This window comes from Pseudomonas tritici (genome assembly GCF_014268275.3).
Lineage (GTDB): Bacteria > Pseudomonadota > Gammaproteobacteria > Pseudomonadales > Pseudomonadaceae > Aquipseudomonas > Aquipseudomonas tritici.
The window spans coordinates 5,505,802-5,521,920 of the sequence record NZ_CP077084.1; the positions used below are offsets into that span (position 1 = coordinate 5,505,802).

Annotated in this window: 16 protein-coding genes; 4 read left to right on the forward strand and 12 right to left on the reverse strand. The window is 57.6% G+C overall.

Annotated elements, in window-relative coordinates; genetic code table 11:
* Positions 1–65 precede the first annotated feature (65 nt).
* Entirely contained in the window at positions 66–716 is a 651-nt protein-coding gene (gene rlmE, locus HU722_RS25100) for a 23S rRNA (uridine(2552)-2'-O)-methyltransferase RlmE (RefSeq protein WP_032862906.1), read from the reverse strand.
* Positions 717–821: 105 nt separating this feature from the next.
* On the opposite strand from rlmE, the gene HU722_RS25105 reads away from it, so the two are divergent.
* Positions 822–1,130, forward strand: a complete 309-nt coding sequence (locus tag HU722_RS25105) for a YhbY family RNA-binding protein (protein WP_049711487.1) — start codon at positions 822–824, stop codon at positions 1,128–1,130.
* A 10-nt stretch (positions 1,131–1,140) separates the two neighbouring features.
* Here HU722_RS25105 and HU722_RS25110 read toward each other — a convergent pair whose 3' ends face one another.
* The 8 genes from HU722_RS25110 to grpE form a co-directional block, all read right to left on the reverse strand.
* On the reverse strand, positions 1,141–1,545 hold the full coding sequence (locus HU722_RS25110) for an MFS transporter (RefSeq protein ID WP_065875293.1): 405 nt from the start codon (positions 1,543–1,545) through the stop codon (positions 1,141–1,143).
* Between the two features lie 28 nt (positions 1,546–1,573).
* Complete coding sequence (gene greA / locus HU722_RS25115) at positions 1,574–2,050, reverse strand: transcription elongation factor GreA (RefSeq protein ID WP_049711485.1); 477 nt, start codon at positions 2,048–2,050, stop codon at positions 1,574–1,576.
* Positions 2,047–5,268 (reverse strand): carbamoyl-phosphate synthase large subunit, encoded by a 3,222-nt coding sequence (carB, locus tag HU722_RS25120; RefSeq protein WP_045060049.1) that lies wholly within the window; start codon positions 5,266–5,268, stop codon positions 2,047–2,049. The genes greA and carB overlap by 4 nt, the downstream gene beginning before the upstream one ends.
* A 105-nt stretch (positions 5,269–5,373) precedes the next feature.
* Positions 5,374–6,510, reverse strand: a complete 1,137-nt coding sequence (carA, locus tag HU722_RS25125; protein WP_065881648.1) for a glutamine-hydrolyzing carbamoyl-phosphate synthase small subunit — start codon at positions 6,508–6,510, stop codon at positions 5,374–5,376.
* 257 nt (positions 6,511–6,767) lie between these two features.
* Positions 6,768–7,574: a 4-hydroxy-tetrahydrodipicolinate reductase gene (gene dapB, locus HU722_RS25130; protein WP_065875295.1), complete on the reverse strand. Its 807-nt coding sequence runs from the start codon at positions 7,572–7,574 to the stop codon at positions 6,768–6,770.
* Between the two features lie 10 nt (positions 7,575–7,584).
* A complete protein-coding gene (gene dnaJ, locus HU722_RS25135; protein WP_049711482.1) occupies positions 7,585–8,709 on the reverse strand; it encodes a molecular chaperone DnaJ in 1,125 nt (374 codons plus the stop codon).
* Positions 8,710–9,026: 317 nt separating this feature from the next.
* Complete coding sequence (dnaK, locus tag HU722_RS25140) at positions 9,027–10,943, reverse strand: molecular chaperone DnaK (protein WP_065881650.1); 1,917 nt, start codon at positions 10,941–10,943, stop codon at positions 9,027–9,029.
* A 102-nt stretch (positions 10,944–11,045) separates the two neighbouring features.
* Positions 11,046–11,606 carry a nucleotide exchange factor GrpE gene (grpE, locus tag HU722_RS25145; RefSeq protein ID WP_049711480.1) on the reverse strand — a complete coding sequence of 187 codons (561 nt, stop codon included), beginning with the start codon at positions 11,604–11,606 and terminating at the stop codon, positions 11,046–11,048.
* A gap of 254 nt (positions 11,607–11,860) precedes the next feature.
* Here grpE and recN point away from each other — a divergent pair, with 254 nt between their 5' ends.
* Positions 11,861–13,534: a DNA repair protein RecN gene (gene recN / locus HU722_RS25150; protein WP_065875297.1), complete on the forward strand. Its 1,674-nt coding sequence runs from the start codon at positions 11,861–11,863 to the stop codon at positions 13,532–13,534.
* Positions 13,535–13,620: 86 nt separating this feature from the next.
* On the opposite strand, the gene fur is transcribed toward recN, so the two are convergent.
* Complete coding sequence (gene fur, locus HU722_RS25155) at positions 13,621–14,025, reverse strand: ferric iron uptake transcriptional regulator (RefSeq protein WP_003194220.1); 405 nt, start codon at positions 14,023–14,025, stop codon at positions 13,621–13,623.
* A 98-nt stretch (positions 14,026–14,123) separates the two neighbouring features.
* Between fur and HU722_RS25160 the strand changes: the two genes are divergently transcribed.
* Positions 14,124–14,651 (forward strand): outer membrane protein assembly factor BamE, encoded by a 528-nt coding sequence (locus tag HU722_RS25160; RefSeq protein ID WP_016976810.1) that lies wholly within the window; start codon positions 14,124–14,126, stop codon positions 14,649–14,651.
* A 60-nt stretch (positions 14,652–14,711) separates the two neighbouring features.
* Here the strand turns inward: HU722_RS25160 and HU722_RS25165 are convergent, their stop codons facing one another.
* Together HU722_RS25165 and HU722_RS25170 are read right to left on the reverse strand one after the other, a co-directional pair.
* On the reverse strand, positions 14,712–15,014 hold the full coding sequence (locus HU722_RS25165) for an RnfH family protein (RefSeq protein WP_065875299.1): 303 nt from the start codon (positions 15,012–15,014) through the stop codon (positions 14,712–14,714).
* A complete protein-coding gene (locus HU722_RS25170) occupies positions 15,007–15,441 on the reverse strand; it encodes a type II toxin-antitoxin system RatA family toxin (RefSeq protein ID WP_049711477.1) in 435 nt (144 codons plus the stop codon). Before HU722_RS25170 ends, HU722_RS25165 begins: the two co-directional genes overlap by 8 nt.
* Positions 15,442–15,609: 168 nt before the next feature.
* Between HU722_RS25170 and smpB the strand changes: the two genes are divergently transcribed.
* Positions 15,610–16,092 (forward strand): SsrA-binding protein SmpB, encoded by a 483-nt coding sequence (gene smpB / locus HU722_RS25175; RefSeq protein WP_049711476.1) that lies wholly within the window; start codon positions 15,610–15,612, stop codon positions 16,090–16,092.
* Positions 16,093–16,119: the final 27 nt, after the last annotated feature.

Sequence of the window (16,119 nt, forward strand, 5' to 3'; positions counted from 1 at the left end):
CACAATATTCGTAAAGCTTCGTGACGAAAGCGATATAAAAAAACCTATCGCCCTCCTCGAATTTCTCAAAAACGCTCTTCACTCGCAGCACCTTCAACACCGCGGAAGCCGCGGCACAGCAAATACTGCTCCCTCGACCTGTCGCGGGAAGAGTCAGGCTTACGCGTTTGCACCTTGTCGAACAACTTGCGGATGTTCTTGTGGTACTCGTCAAAACCTTCGCCCTGGAAGACCTTCACCAGAAAATCACCACCAGGCCGCAGAACCCGACCCGCCAAATCCAGCGCGAGCTCACAAAGGAACATCGCGCGCGGCATATCAACGGCCGGTAATCCACTCATATTGGGGGCCATGTCGGAAATCACAAGGTCTACCTGCGAATTTCCCACAGCCTCAAGGATCTGTGCGAGCACGGCGTCCTGGGTGAAGTCCCCATGAACAAAGGTCACATCCGGGATACTGTCCATTTCCAGGATATCGGAAGCGATCAAGCGACCCTGCCCACCAATCAGACGACTGGTCACCTGGGACCACCCGCCAGGGGCTGCACCCAGATCAATAACGCTCATGCCGGGACGTATCAACTTATCCTTGTCCTGAATCTCCAACAGCTTGTAGCTGGCCCGGGAACGGTAGCCGTCCTTTTGCGCCTTTTTGACGTAAGGATCGTTGAAATGTTCTTGTAGCCACTTAAGACTGGTTTTGGAACGGGCCACGGGCCACCTCGAAAATAAAACGGGTCGTGATTAACTGGGCGGTCCCGGACTCGCTCGGGTAAACTGGCCGCCGCTTTTTACAAGATCAGACGCAGGGGTCAGATTATGCCGCTCACTCAAGAGCAGAAGAAACAGTACAAATCCATTGGCCACCATCTGAAACCAGTTTTGATTGTGGCAGATAACGGTTTGACTGAGGGTGTGTTAGCCGAATTCGAACGCGCACTGAACGATCACGAACTGATCAAGATCAAGGTCAACATCCTTGATCGCGAAGCGCGCCTGGCCGCCATTGCAGAACTGTGCAAGGTGGGCAAAGCGGACCTGGTCCAGGTCATCGGCAAGATGGCGCTGCTGTATCGCAAGAACTTCAGCGCCAACAAGCAACTGTCGAACGTTCATCGCTTCAAGTAAACAACAAGGGTCACGGGCGTGCTTCGCGCGCCCCGCCACTCCATCCTGGTGCAGGCTGTATAACCAGCACCAGGCCGGAGAACCCTAGCACGAGATAGCTGAACAGCTGCCAGCGCAACGCTTCCGGCAGCCAGACATGCACAATGCAATACATTGCACACGCATACAGCGCCATCAACAGCAGTTGCCCGCGAATATCCCGCCACAAACTCCCCAAGCCTTCGGCCTTGACCAGCACCAACGCCTGGAGCGTCACGCACGCCGCCGCGAAACCCACCAGCAACGCACTGAGCAATCCATCGATTTCATCGATCAGCAACGGTGCCAGGCCAATCAGGCCCAGCGCCGGTAACACACCGATGTGCAACAACCACAGGCCGCCTACCCAAAGCATCTGGGAGAGCTGCCAAAGCATGGCGCCCGCATAGAGCGGGCGCCGTCTTTCAGATGTGACGAACTTCAACAATCTCGTACTCGATCACGCCGCTTGGCGTTTTCACAGCCACCACATCACCCTCTTCCTTGGCAATCAAGGCGCGGGCGAGCGGAGAACCAACGGAGATCTTGCCGAGTTTGAAGTCAGCTTCGTCTTCACCCACGATGTGGTAGACAACGCGCTCATCCGTCTCGACATTGGCGATTTCCACGGTGGTGCCGAAAATCACCTTGCCGGTATGTGGAATGGTCGTCACGTCGATGATTACCGCATTCTGCATACGGCCTTCGATGTCACGGATCCGTGCCTCGACCATACCTTGCTGCTCGCGAGCAGCGTGGTATTCGGCATTTTCCTTCAAGTCACCCAGCTCGCGAGCGGTGCCGATATCCTGGCTCAGCTTCGGGCGGACGACTTTGGTCAGATGGGCGTGTTCCTCTTCCAGGGCCTTGGCGCCCTGGACGGTCATTGGGTATTTGGTCATGCCTTCAATCCTGCGTGTAGATCTTGCAAGCGACGCACGGTCTTTTCCGGACCGAACTTGAGCGCTTCACAGATGGCTTCGCCAGCAGCAATGGTGGTGGTGCAGTAGATCTTGTGCTGCAAAGCGTTACGACGAATGGAATAGGAGTCCGCGATCGACTGGCGACCTTCGGTGGTGTTGATGATCAGGGTGACTTCGTCATTCTTGATCATGTCGACCACGTGCGGACGGCCTTCCGTCACCTTGTTCACGCGACGCACTTTCAGGCCGGCAGCTTCGATCAGCTTGGCGGTCCCGGCGGTGGCCACGACTTCGAAGCCCAAGTTGATCAAATCACGGGCCACGCCCGCAACCAGCGGCTTATCGTCATCGCGCACGCTGATGAACGCAGTACCGCCGGTCGGCAGCACTTCGCTGGCACCCATTTGGGCTTTAGCAAACGCCTCGCCGAAGGTATCGCCCACGCCCATCACTTCACCGGTGGACTTCATCTCTGGGCCCAGGATCGGGTCCACACCAGGGAATTTGGCGAATGGGAACACCGCCTCTTTCACGCTGTAGAAGTTCGGAATGATTTCCTTGGTGAAGCCGATTTCCTTCAGGGTCTTACCGGCCATCACGCGGGCAGCGATCATAGCCAGGGACACACCGATGCACTTGGAAACAAACGGTACGGTACGCGAAGCGCGCGGGTTGACTTCGATGACGTAGATGTCTTCGCCTTGCAGCGCCAACTGTACGTTCATCAGGCCGACCACGCCCAGTTCCAGGGCCATTTTCTTGACCTGTTCGCGCATCTCGTCCTGGATGTGCGCAGGCAGCGAGTACGGAGGCAGCGAGCAAGCGGAGTCACCGGAGTGAACGCCAGCCTGTTCGATGTGCTGCATGATCGCGCCGATCACTACGTCAGTGCCGTCGCAGACTGCGTCCACGTCCATTTCGATGGCGCAGTTGAGGAAGTGGTCGAGCAGCACCGGGCTGTCATTGGACACTTTCACCGCATCACGCAGGTAGCGCTTGAGCTCTTCTTCTTCGTAGACAATTTCCATCGCACGACCGCCCAACACGTAGGACGGACGCACCACCAGCGGGTAGCCGATCTTGCTGGCTGCGCGAATGGCTTCGTCTTCGCTGCGCACGGTGGCGTTTGGCGGCTGACGCAGGTTCAGGCGCTCAACCATTTGCTGGAAGCGCTCGCGGTCTTCGGCACGGTCGATGGCGTCCGGGCTGGTGCCGATGATTGGCACGCCGGCTTCTTCCAGGGCACGCGCCAGTTTCAGCGGGGTCTGGCCGCCGTACTGGACGATTACACCCTTAGGCTTCTCAACCCGGCAGATTTCCAGCACGTCTTCCAAGGTCACTGGTTCGAAGTACAAGCGATCGGAAGTGTCGTAGTCGGTGGAAACAGTTTCCGGGTTGCAGTTGACCATGATGGTCTCGTAACCGTCTTCGCGCAGGGCCAGTGCCGCGTGTACGCAGCAGTAGTCGAACTCGATGCCCTGACCGATACGGTTTGGACCGCCGCCCAGGATCATGATCTTGTCGCGGCCCGAAGGCGCGGCTTCGCACTCTTCCTCGTAAGTCGAGTACATGTAGGCGGTGTCGGTGGCGAACTCGGCTGCGCAGGTATCAACGCGCTTATAGACCGGGAAGATCTCCAACTTGTGACGGTGACGACGCAGCGCTTTCTCGGTTACGCCCAGCAGCTTGGCCAGACGCATGTCGGAGAAGCCTTTGCGCTTGAGCTTGAACATCAAGTCGCGGTCGATGCTGGCCAGACCCAGGGTCTTGACCTTCTCTTCCTCTTTGATCAGATCTTCGATCTGCACCAGGAACCACGGGTCGATCATGTTCATGCCGAAGATGTCTTCGACCGACAGACCGGCGCGGAAGGCGTCAGCCACATACCAGATGCGCTCGGCGCCCGGCACGGTCAGTTCGCGCTTGAGGATGCTCATGCTTTCTGGATTGCTCAGGTCGAGCTTCTCGTCCAGGCCGCAAACGCCCACTTCCAGGCCGCGCAGAGCTTTCTGCAGGGATTCCTGGAAAGTCCGGCCGATGGCCATGACTTCACCCACCGACTTCATTTGAGTGGTCAGGCGCGCGTCGGCTTTCGGGAACTTCTCGAAGGCGAAGCGTGGCAGCTTGGTCACGACGTAGTCGATCGACGGCTCGAAGGAAGCCGGGGTAGCGCCACCGGTGATTTCGTTCTGCAGCTCGTCCAGGGTGTAGCCGATCGCCAGCTTGGCGGCGATACGCGCGATCGGGAAACCGGTGGCTTTCGAGGCCAGCGCCGAGGAACGGGATACCCGCGGGTTCATCTCGATGACGACCATGCGACCCGTGTCCGGGCAGATGCCGAACTGGACGTTGGAGCCACCGGTTTCCACGCCGATCTCGCGCAATACCGCCAAGGAGGCGTTACGCATGATCTGGTATTCCTTGTCCGTCAGGGTCTGTGCCGGCGCAACAGTGATCGAGTCACCGGTGTGCACGCCCATCGGGTCAAAGTTTTCAATGGAGCAGACGATGATGCAGTTGTCCTTCTTATCGCGGACAACCTCCATCTCGTACTCTTTCCAACCGATCAGGGATTCGTCGATCAGCAGCTCTTTGGTCGGCGACAGGTCCAGGCCACGGGCGCAGATTTCTTCGAATTCTTCGCGGTTGTAAGCGATACCGCCACCAGTGCCGCCCATGGTGAAGGACGGACGGATGATGCACGGAAAGCCCAGCTTCTCGAGCACTGCGTTAGCTTCTTCCATGCTGTGGGCGATGCCCGAGCGCGGGCAGTCCAAGCCGATGGATTTCATTGCCTTGTCAAAGCGCGAACGGTCTTCTGCTTTGTCGATGGTGTCGGCATTCGCGCCGATCATCTCTACGCCGAACTTTTCCAGGACGCCTTCGCGCTCCAGGTCCAGTGCGCAGTTCAGAGCAGTCTGGCCGCCCATGGTCGGCAGCAGCGCGTCCGGACGCTCCTTCTCGATGATCTTGGCAACGGTCTGCCACTTGATCGGCTCGATGTAGGTGGCGTCGGCCATGTCCGGGTCGGTCATGATGGTGGCCGGGTTGGAGTTCACCAGGATGACGCGGTAGCCCTCCTCGCGCAGGGCTTTACAGGCCTGGGCGCCGGAGTAGTCGAATTCGCAGGCCTGGCCGATCACGATCGGGCCAGCGCCGAGAATCAGGATGCTTTTTATGTCTGTACGTTTTGGCATGGGTTTGTCACTCAAATCCGCAGGTCAGTCGGCAAGCCGTCTTGAACAATCTTTAGAGAGGCTGCGGGGGCCGCCGGAGTTAGGGGCCGCCCGCAGACCGCTCAGTCAGCGTCGCTTGGCCATCTCATTGATGAAACGGTCGAACAGCGGCGCTACGTCGTTCGGGCCCGGGCTGGCTTCAGGGTGGCCCTGGAAGCTGAACGCGCTCTTGTCGGTGCGCTCGATGCCTTGCAGGGAACCGTCGAACAGCGACTTGTGAATGGCGCGGACATTAGCCGGCAAGGTCGCTTCATCCACCGCAAAGCCGTGGTTCTGGCTGGTGATCATCACGACCCCAGTGTCCAGGTCTTGAACGGGGTGGTTGGCACCGTGGTGGCCGTGGCCCATTTTCAGGGTCTTGGCGCCGGAGGCCAGTGCCAGCAGCTGGTGGCCGAGGCAGATGCCGAACACCGGAATTTCGGTCTCCAGCACTTCCTTGATGGCCTGGATGGCGTAGTCGCATGGCTCAGGGTCACCCGGGCCGTTGGACAAGAACACGCCGTCTGGCTGCAGAGCCAATACGTCGCTGGCCGGAGTTTGCGCCGGCACCACTGTCACGCGGCAACCACGCTCGACCAACATGCGCAGGATGTTGTACTTGACGCCGTAATCATAGGCGACAACGTGATATGGCAGCTCAGCGGCATCGATAGTCGCGTGACTGTCGGTCTTCAAGTCCCAGACAGTAGAGCGCCACTCGTACTTCTCTTTAACGCTGACGACTTTCGCCAGGTCCATGCCTTTCAGGCCAGGGAAACCTTGCGCTGCGGCAATCGCCGCCTCTTCGGAGATATTGTCACCGACCATGATGCAGCCGTTCTGCGAGCCTTTTTCACGCAGGATGCGTGTCAGGCGGCGCGTATCGATACCAGCGATCGCCACAACGTTGTTGGCTTTCAGGTAGTCGGACAGCGACATCGTGTTACGCCAGTTGCTCGCAACCAGTGGCAGGTCACGAATCACCAGACCGGCCGACCAGACACGATCAGACTCGACATCTTCCGGTGTAGTACCGGTGTTGCCGACGTGCGGATAGGTCAGGGTAACGATCTGTTGGGCGTAGGAAGGATCGGTAAGGATTTCCTGATAGCCGGTCATGGCAGTGTTAAACACCACCTCTCCAACGGTCTGACCGTCGGCTCCAATGGCTTCGCCGCGAAAAATGCTGCCATCAGCAAGGGCGAGTATGGCTGGCTTAGTCAAGAAGACCTCCCGTAAATAAAGCCTGAAAGGGCGATCGCAGGTGTAAAAAAGCGGAGTGACGTATGGACACGTCACCCCGCTCATTCACTGAATTATTCTGCGCGCTTTTAGTGAACACACTAAAGCTGTAGCTTACAGAAAAAGGCTTTTTTGGTCCACCGCTAATGAGCCTTAAAGGCAGGGGAATGCGACAGCACGTCGCCTAGCGGGTAAAAACGGGGCCCAAGCATAAGCTTGAGGCCCTATTTTAGCGACTATTAGTGCAGATCCAGCACATCGCGCATGTCGTAGAGACCTGGCTCGCGCCCTTCCAACCACAGCGCAGCACGTACCGCGCCCTTGGCAAAGGTCATCCGACTGGATGCCTTGTGCGTGATTTCCAGGCGCTCGCCTTCAGTGGCGAACAACACAGTGTGATCACCGACCACGTCGCCCCCGCGCACAGTCGCAAAGCCGATGGTGTCACGCGCACGCGCACCGGTGTGGCCTTCACGCCCGTACACCGCCACTTTCGACAAGTCTCGGCCCAGCGCATCGGCGATCGCTTCACCCATGCGCAATGCAGTACCCGAAGGCGCGTCGATCTTGTGGCGGTGATGGGTCTCGATGATCTCGATATCCGCTTCATCACCCAGCACGCGCGCCGCCAGGTCCAGCAACTTGAGCGACAGATTCACACCGACACTGAAGTTCGCCGCGAAGACGACCGGAATATCCTTCCCCGCCTCCACCAGTAACTGCTTCTGCTCAGCCGTCAAACCGGTGGTGCCAATCACCATGGCCTTGCCCGCCTTGCGGCAGAACGCCAGGTTTTTCAGCATCACGTCCGGCAGCGTAAAGTCGATCAGTACGTCGAACTCATCAGCCACCTGCTCCAAATGGCCGGACAGCGAAACACCGATACGCCCCAGAGAAGCCAACTCACCGGCATCCGCACCGATCAACGTGCTGCCCGGGCGCACAATCGCCGCGGTCAGCCCGGAGGCCGGCGAGCGCTGTTGCACCGCTTCAACCAGCGTCTTGCCCATGCGCCCGGCAGCGCCCATTACGGCTATACGTCGCATATTCAATTCCTTACAGGTCGCCGAAGAAGCGCTTCACGCCATCGAAAAAGCCCGTGGTTTTCGGCGAGTGTGAGTCATCGCCTTCCAGCGAGCTGCGGAACTCTTCAAGCAATTCGCGCTGACGACGCCCCAGATTGACCGGCGTTTCAACCGCCACACGACACATCAGGTCGCCCGCTCCACCACCGCGCACCGGCGCAACGCCTTTGCCACGAATACGGAACTGCTTGCCGGTCTGCGTGCCCTCAGGAATCTTGAGCTTGACCCGACCGTCCAGCGTCGGGATTTCCAGCTCGCCACCCAAGGCTGCGTCGACAAAGCTGATCGGCACTTCACAGAACAGGTGCTTGCCGTCGCGCTGGAAAATCGAGTGCTCGCGCACGTTGATTACCACGTACAGGTCGCCCGTAGGTCCGCCTTGAGCACCCGCCTCGCCTTCGCCCGACAGGCGAATGCGGTCACCGGTATCCACGCCAGCCGGCACCTTTACCGACAGTGTCTTGTACTCTTCGACACGCCCTTCGCCGTGGCAGGAATCGCACGGATCAGAAATGATCTTGCCCTGGCCATGGCAGCGCGGGCAGGTCTGCTGCACCGAAAAGAAGCCCTGCTGCATACGAACCTGGCCGATACCACCACACGTCGGGCAGGTGATCGGCGAGGAGCCCTTCTTGGCACCCGAACCATCGCACGGCTTGCAGTTGACCAGCGTCGGCACGCGAATATTGACGCTGGTGCCGCGCACGGCTTCTTCCAGGTTCAATTCCAGCGTGTAGCGCAAATCGCTGCCACGCTGGGCGCCGCCACGCTGACCACCCCGACCACCGCCGAAGAAGTCGCTGAATACATCGCCGAAAATGTCGGAGAAGTTCTGACCGCCAAAACCAGCACCGCCGCCACCCATGCTCGGGTCGACACCGGCATGGCCATACTGATCGTAGGCCGCACGCTTGTTGGGGTCAGACAGGCATTCGTAGGCCTCATTGGCCTCTTTGAACATCTCTTCGGATTCTTTGCTATCCGGATTACGGTCCGGGTGATGCTTCATCGCCAGGCGACGGTAGGCCTTCTTCAGGTCCGCCTCGCTGGAGCCGCGCTCCACACCCAACACTTCGTAATAGTCACGCTTTGCCATAAGTCTTTGCACTCTTAAGGACGTTCGGCCAGACCCTCCTGAGCCCCGCCAAACTCGTTGAGCCCCAATACAGGCCCGGACCCAACTCACGTCAATTCAACGATCCTGGTCATTACTACTTTTAGCCAGGGACCCGGCCAAAAATGCGGTAGTTATTGCTCGGAAAGCAGGAGCATTCCCGATCACACCGCCAGCATCCGAACGCTGTCGCATGCTGTAAAAATTCGCCTACCCCAGACACGCCAACGCGGGAGCAAGCTCCCGCGCGGCGACATCCTACCAGTCACCGCTTAAAAGCGGTCAACCGGGCGACCAAGTTACTTCTGGTCTTTAACTTCTTCAAACTCGGCATCGACAACATCGTCGTGCTTGGCTTCAGGCTCTGCCTGTTGCGCTGCACCGTCAGCTGGCTGACCTTGTTCGGCATACATTTTCTGAGCCACTGGCGCGGAGACTTTGGACAGCTCTTCGATCTTGGCTTCGATAGCAGCCTTGTCGTCGCCTTTAACGGCGGCTTCCAGGGCAACTACGGCAGCTTCGATTGCGGCCTTCTCTTCAGCCGTCACTTTATCGCCAGCATCAGCGACCATTTTGCGTGTCGAGTGAACCAGTGCATCACCTTGGTTGCGTGCACCAGCCAGTTCAGCAAACTTGGCATCCGCATCAGCGTTGGCTTCAGCATCACGAATCATCTGTTGAATTTCTTCATCAGACAGACCGGAGTTGGCCTTGATGGTGATCTTCTGCTCTTTGCCGGTCGCCTTGTCTTTCGCGCCAACGTGCAGGATACCGTTGGCATCGATGTCGAAGGTCACTTCGATCTGTGGCACGCCACGGGGTGCTGGTGGAATCTCAGCCAGGTCGAACTTGCCCAGGGACTTGTTCTGAGCCGCTTGCTTACGCTCACCTTGCAGCACGTGAATGGTCACAGCACCTTGATTGTCGTCGGCAGTCGAGAACACTTGGGATTTCTTGGTAGGAATCGTGGTGTTTTTCTCGATCAGCGCGGTCATCACGCCGCCCATGGTTTCGATACCCAGGGTCAGCGGGCTGACGTCCAGCAGCAGCACGTCTTTCACGTCACCGGCCAATACCGCGCCTTGGATAGCAGCACCCATGGCAACTGCTTCGTCCGGGTTCACGTCTTTACGTGCTTCTTTACCGAAGAACTCAGTAACTTTCTGCTGCACCAACGGCATACGGGTCTGGCCACCGACCAGGATCACGTCGTTGATGGAGCCAACGTCGATACCAGCATCTTTCAAGGCGATGCGGCAAGGTTCGATGGTGCGCTGAACCAGGTCTTCAACCAGTGCTTCCAACTTGGCGCGAGAGATCTTCACGTTCAAGTGCTTAGGACCGGTGGCATCTGCAGTGATGTACGGCAGGTTCACGTCAGTCGACATGCTCGAGGACAGCTCGATCTTGGCCTTCTCAGCAGCTTCTTTCAGGCGCTGCATGGCCAGCGGGTCACCCTTGAGGTTCATGCCGCTTTCTTTTTTGAATTCGTCAACGAGGTAGTCGATCAGACGAATATCGAAGTCTTCACCGCCCAGGAAAGTGTCACCATTGGTGGCCAACACTTCAAACTGGTGCTCGCCGTCAACTTCAGCGATCTCGATGACCGAAACGTCAAAAGTACCGCCACCCAGGTCATAAACGATCACGGTGTGATCGCCTTTGGCCTTGTCCATACCGTAAGCGAGAGCCGCTGCGGTAGGTTCGTTGATGATGCGTTTTACGTCCAGGCCCGCGATGCGGCCGGCGTCTTTGGTCGCCTGACGCTGGCTGTCGTTGAAGTAGGCCGGAACGGTGATCACCGCCTCAGTCACTGCTTCACCGAGGTAATCTTCGGCAGTCTTTTTCATCTTTTTCAAGACTTCAGCCGAGATCTGCGGTGCAGACATCTTGTTGCCATTTACTTCAACCCAGGCGTCACCGTTGTCAGCCTTGGCGATTTTGTAAGGCACCATCTTGATGTCTTTCTGTACGACTTCTTCGTCGAACTTACGACCGATCAGACGCTTCACCGCGTACAGCGTGTTGTGCGGGTTGGTCACAGCCTGGCGCTTGGCCGACTGACCAACCAGGATCTCGCCATCATTTGCATAAGCAATGATCGACGGCGTAGTACGCGCGCCTTCGGCGTTTTCGATAACTTTAGCTTTGCCGTTTTCCATGACGGAGACACAGGAGTTGGTGGTCCCCAGGTCGATACCGATAATTTTGCCCATGATTTACTCTCCCGAAACTTGAATTTGGTTGCCGCAGCAGTGGTGGCTAACTGCGGTAGCACTTAAACGCTTGACTTATAGATGGGGGCCTTACGGCGTATTTCAAGCCTGCTCATCAATAGAAGGCGAAACCGGTGCAGGCGCCTTGCTCACCACAACCATCGCCGGGCGCAGCAAGCGACCGTTGAGCTGATATCCCTTCTGGAACACTTTCAACACGCTATTAGGCTCCAGGTCATGGCTTTCCTGCATGGCCATGGCTTGGTGATGTTCAGCGTTGAACGGTTCACCGCCCATTGGATCGATGGCTTCCAACTGATAACGCTTCAGGGTGTCCTGGAACATTTTCAGGGTCAGCTCGATCCCTTCGCGCATCGGGCGGATGTTTTCGTCGTCCGGGTTGGACAACTCAAGGCCACGCTCCAGGCTGTCAATGATCGGCAGCAAATCACTGGCGAACTTCTCCAGTGCGAATTTGTGAGCCTTTTCTACATCCTGCTCGGCACGGCGGCGGACGTTCTGCAGATCGGCGGCAACACGCAAAGACTGGTCCTGCGCAGCAGCCAATTGCTCTTCGAGCACTTGCACGCGAGTTGCCAGCTCATCGCCGACAGCCGAATTGGCGTCTGGAGTTTGCGTATCCTGCGTCTGTTCGTCAGCCATAGTTTTCTCCTTTCAAAATCATGCGCGAACTCAACTCGCGCTTCTGTTCCGGTATATGGGGTCACAATTTCCAGGTTCAAGGGCGAAGGCGTTACCAAAAGTCTTTCGACTGACCTTCATCAATTCCTGCTCACTAATTCCTGGCAGCGCTTAAAAAGACGCTGACTCAAGCAAATCGAGCTAAGCGTCAGGATTGTCAGCGCCAAACAAAACACTGTATAAATAACCAGACCTAAAGCCTGGGAGCGGCCAACATGCTCGTGCACCTGTCCGTACATAACTACGCCATCGTTGAACACCTGGATCTCGAATTGGATCGCGGGATGAGCGTAATCACAGGCGAAACCGGCGCCGGCAAGTCGATCATGCTAGACGCCCTGGGCCTTACCCTGGGTGATCGCGCCGACAGCGGCGTGGTTCGCCCCGGTGCGGACAAGGCCGACATCCTTGCCACCTTCGACCTGGCAGACATACCCGAGGCGGAAGCCTGGCTGGCCGAGCGCGACCTTAATAATGAAGGTCCGTGCATCCTGCGCCGGGTCATCACGGCGGAAGGCCGTTCACGTGGCTATATCAACGGCACACCTTGCCCGTTGGGCGACTTGAAAGCCCTGGGCGAGTTGCTGATAGATATCCACAGCCAACACGAACACCAGTCCCTGCTGAAAACCGACACCCATCGCCGCCTGCTCGACGAATACGCTGGCGCGACAGACCTTGCCCGCCAGGTGCAACTTGCCGCTCAACGCTGGCGCCAGACTCGCCAAGAGCTGGAGCGGCTCTCCAATTCCGGCGATGAACAACGCGCTCGTCATCAGTTGCTCAGTTACCAACTCGAAGAGCTGGAAAGCCTGGGCCTGGGCGAGAACGAACTAGAGCAGCTTGAGCAAGAACATAAGAACCTCACCAACGCAGAAACCCTGCTGGGTATCTGCCGGCAGGTGGTGGAACAATGTAGCGAGAGCGATTCCGGCAATGTGCTCAATGCACTGACTGCCAGCCTCAATCGCTTGTCGAGCGTGAACAACGCGTCCGGGTCGCTGAGTGAGGCCACTACCCTGCTCACCAGTGCACAGATTCAAGTAGAAGAAGCGGTAGGCGAACTGAACCGTTTCCTGGATCATTTCGATGCCGACCCGGCACGCCTGCAGGAAATAGAAGAACGCCTGGACACCATTTATACCCTGGCGCGCAAACATCGAATCCAGCCCACCGAAGTAGCGACGATGCAGCAGAAGCTACTGGATGAAATCGAGACCCTGAACGCCAACGATGAATCTATCGAGCGCCTGGGTGACGAGCTCGCTTCTTTCGCCCGTCATTACCAAGAGAAAGCGCGCGAACTGAGCGACCTGCGCCAACAAGCAGCCACTGGCCTGGCCAGCGCAGTGGAGTTGGAAATCCAGCGCCTGGGTATGCCCGGCGGACGCTTCACTATTGAATTGCGCACCAACGCCAGCAACGAACTGCAGCCCCACGGCCTGGAACAGGTGGAACTACTGGTCAGCGCCAACCCTGGACAGCCGCTCAAAGCACTGGCAAAAGTGGCATCTGGTGGCGAGCTGTCGCGGATCAGCCTGGCGATTCAGGTAATTACCGCGCAAACCTCTCGGGTGCCAACCCTGGTATTCGATGAAGTCGATGTGGGCATTGGCGGGCCGACGGCGGAAATTGTTGGCCAGTTGTTGCGGCGCCTGGGGGATCGAGGCCAAGTGCTAACGGTCACTCACTTGCCGCAAGTCGCGGCCCAAGGGCACCAGCATTTGTTTGTGCATAAGGTACGCGGCAGTGATGCAACACACACAGCAGTGTCCAAGCTGAATAAGTCGGAGCGCGTGGAAGAAGTCGCGCGCATGCTCGGTGGTATCGATTTGACCAAGGAGTCTTTGGCGCACGCGAAGAAGATGGTCGTGGCGACTAAGGCCTAAGCAGACAATTTTCTCCATTATAGAAAGCACGAAGGCGACCCTGAGGTCGCCTTCGATCGTTTTGCAGCGTCAATCTGCAGCGCTTGTTACTTTTTCTTACGGATGTACAGGACCAGATTATGGTCAACCAAATCGAATCCATGCTCCTCAGCAATCTTATGCTGCAGGGCCTCGATCTCAGGGCTGGTGAACTCGATAACCTCATTGGTATCCAGGTCAACCATGTGGTCGTGATGACCACCGTCAGCCAATTCGAACACTGCATGACCGCCGTCGAAATTATGACGAACCACCAGCCCTGCGGCTTCAAACTGGGTCAGCACACGGTAAACCGTGGCCAGGCCAACGTCCTCGTTAGACTCCATCAGTGCCTTGTAGACATCCTCGGCACTCATGTGGCGCTGCTCAGCAGAATCGAGCATTTGTAGAATCTTGACTCGTGGCAGAGTCACTTTAAGACCGGCTTTGCGTAGTTCGCTATTTTCAACCATGGTTAGCTTTCTCGCGGATGCTGCTTCGCAGCTTCTCTTAATACGGGTATGATCGGCGTTTACGTTGTCCCAGCCAAGATAGTGGAAGTCGCCCACCGATGCAAAACACCAAGCTCTTGCTAACCAGTTTCACCTTTGTGGGACTGCTCGCACTCGCCGGTTGTTCATTCCCCGGGGTTTACAAAATCGACATCCAGCAGGGCAATGTCGTCACGCAGGACATGATAGACCAGTTACGCCCCGGAATGACCCGACGGCAAGTACGGTTTATCATGGGTAACCCCCTGCTGACCGACACTTTCCACGCCGATCGCTGGGATTATCTCTACAGCCTGCAACCAGGTGGCGGTGAACGCCAGCAGGAGCGTGTCAGTGTCATCTTCAATGGCAATGACCAGCTTGTCAGCCTGTCCGGTGACTTCATGCCCGGCGTAAGCCGTGATGAAGCCCTGCTCGGCAAGGATAACGGCACTAACGTGACCGCACCTGCACAGGAAGGCGAGAAGCCGAAGTCTGAAGTACCGGCTAAGCCTGGATCTTTGCTCGACAAGATCCAGAAAGACGTCGACGGCGTGGAAACTGTTCCCGTCCCGACGCCGCAGCCTCTGGACACCAGCCCGCAGTAAGTTTGCGCCCAACAAAAAGCCCGGCATGCCGGGCTTTTTGCTGCCTGCCATTTGGAGGGCTTACGAGTTCTGCTGCTTGGCCAAAGCAGCCTTGGCTGCGCGCAGCCGGCGCACCTCTTTCGGGTCCGCCAGCAGCGACCGGTAAATCTCAATACGATCACCCGCCTGCACGGCACGCACTTGCGCGTCCGCGACCACCTTGCCGAATATCCCCAAAGGGCAATCAGCCAGATCCAGCTCTGGAAAGTGCACGGCAATACCTGACGCCTGCACCGCCGAGCGCACGCTGGTGCCCTCCGGCACTGTCACCAACAGCAAAACCTGGCGATCCACGGCGGCATACACCACTTCAATCTCAACCATGCAGTTGCTTGGCTCGCTGACAGAATGCATCCACCAAGGTATTGGCCGCTTGGTTGAATAGAGGCCCCAACGTCGCCCGCACGATAGGCCCGGCGTAATCAAAGGAAAGATCCAGGCTGATTTTGCAGGCCTTATCGGTCAGCGCCTTGAATACCCAGACGCCATGCAACTGGGTGAAAGGCCCTTCCTGCAAATTCATTTCGATGGATTTCCCGGGCACCAGCACATTGCGCGTTACAAAGTGCTGGCTGAGGCCGCCCTTCGCGACCCCAACGCTGGCGACCATGTGCTCATCGCTGCCCTCCAGCACTTCGGCCGTCGAGCACCAGGGCAAGAATTCCGGGTAACGCGCCACGTCGTTGACCAGGTCATAAAGCGCTTGAGCCGGATAAGGCAGCAGCGCCGAACGTTGAATATGCGTCGTCATGTGTGCGTTATTTCCACAGCTGAGCGGCAAACATCGCGAAGGAACAGCCCGATCCGCGAAAGAAAAAAACCAGAGAACTGCCCGCATTGTCCGGGATTCGTCCAACACGCTCAAGCACGCAGGTTGACCGTAGCCGACACGCTCGCAACTCCCTATAATGCCGCCCCTATGGCTAAACAAAAGAAACACCCCACAGGGACCATCGCGCAAAATAAAAAGGCGCGACACGATTACTTCATCGAACATCGGTTCGAGGCTGGTCTGGTCCTGGCCGGCTGGGAAGTAAAGAGTCTGCGTGCCAGCAAGCTGCAACTGGTCGACAGTTATGTGCTGCTCAAGGATGGCGAGGCGTGGCTGCTCGGCAGTCATATCACCCCGCTGACCACCGCGAGCACCCACGTGATTGCCGACCCGGTACGCACGCGCAAATTGTTGCTCAACGCTCGCGAACTGGAAAAGCTCGCCTCCGCCGTACAGCAGAAGGGCTACGCCTGCATCTGCCTGTCCTGGTACTGGAGCAAGCACCTGGTCAAGTGCGAGATCGCCTTGGGCAAAGGCAAGAAGGAATACGACAAGCGTGATACCGAGCGCGAGCGCGATTCCAATCGCGAATTGCATCGTGCTGTGCGTAACAAGGGCAAGGAAGACTGATCCTTGCTGCGGTGTAGCCCTGGGAAC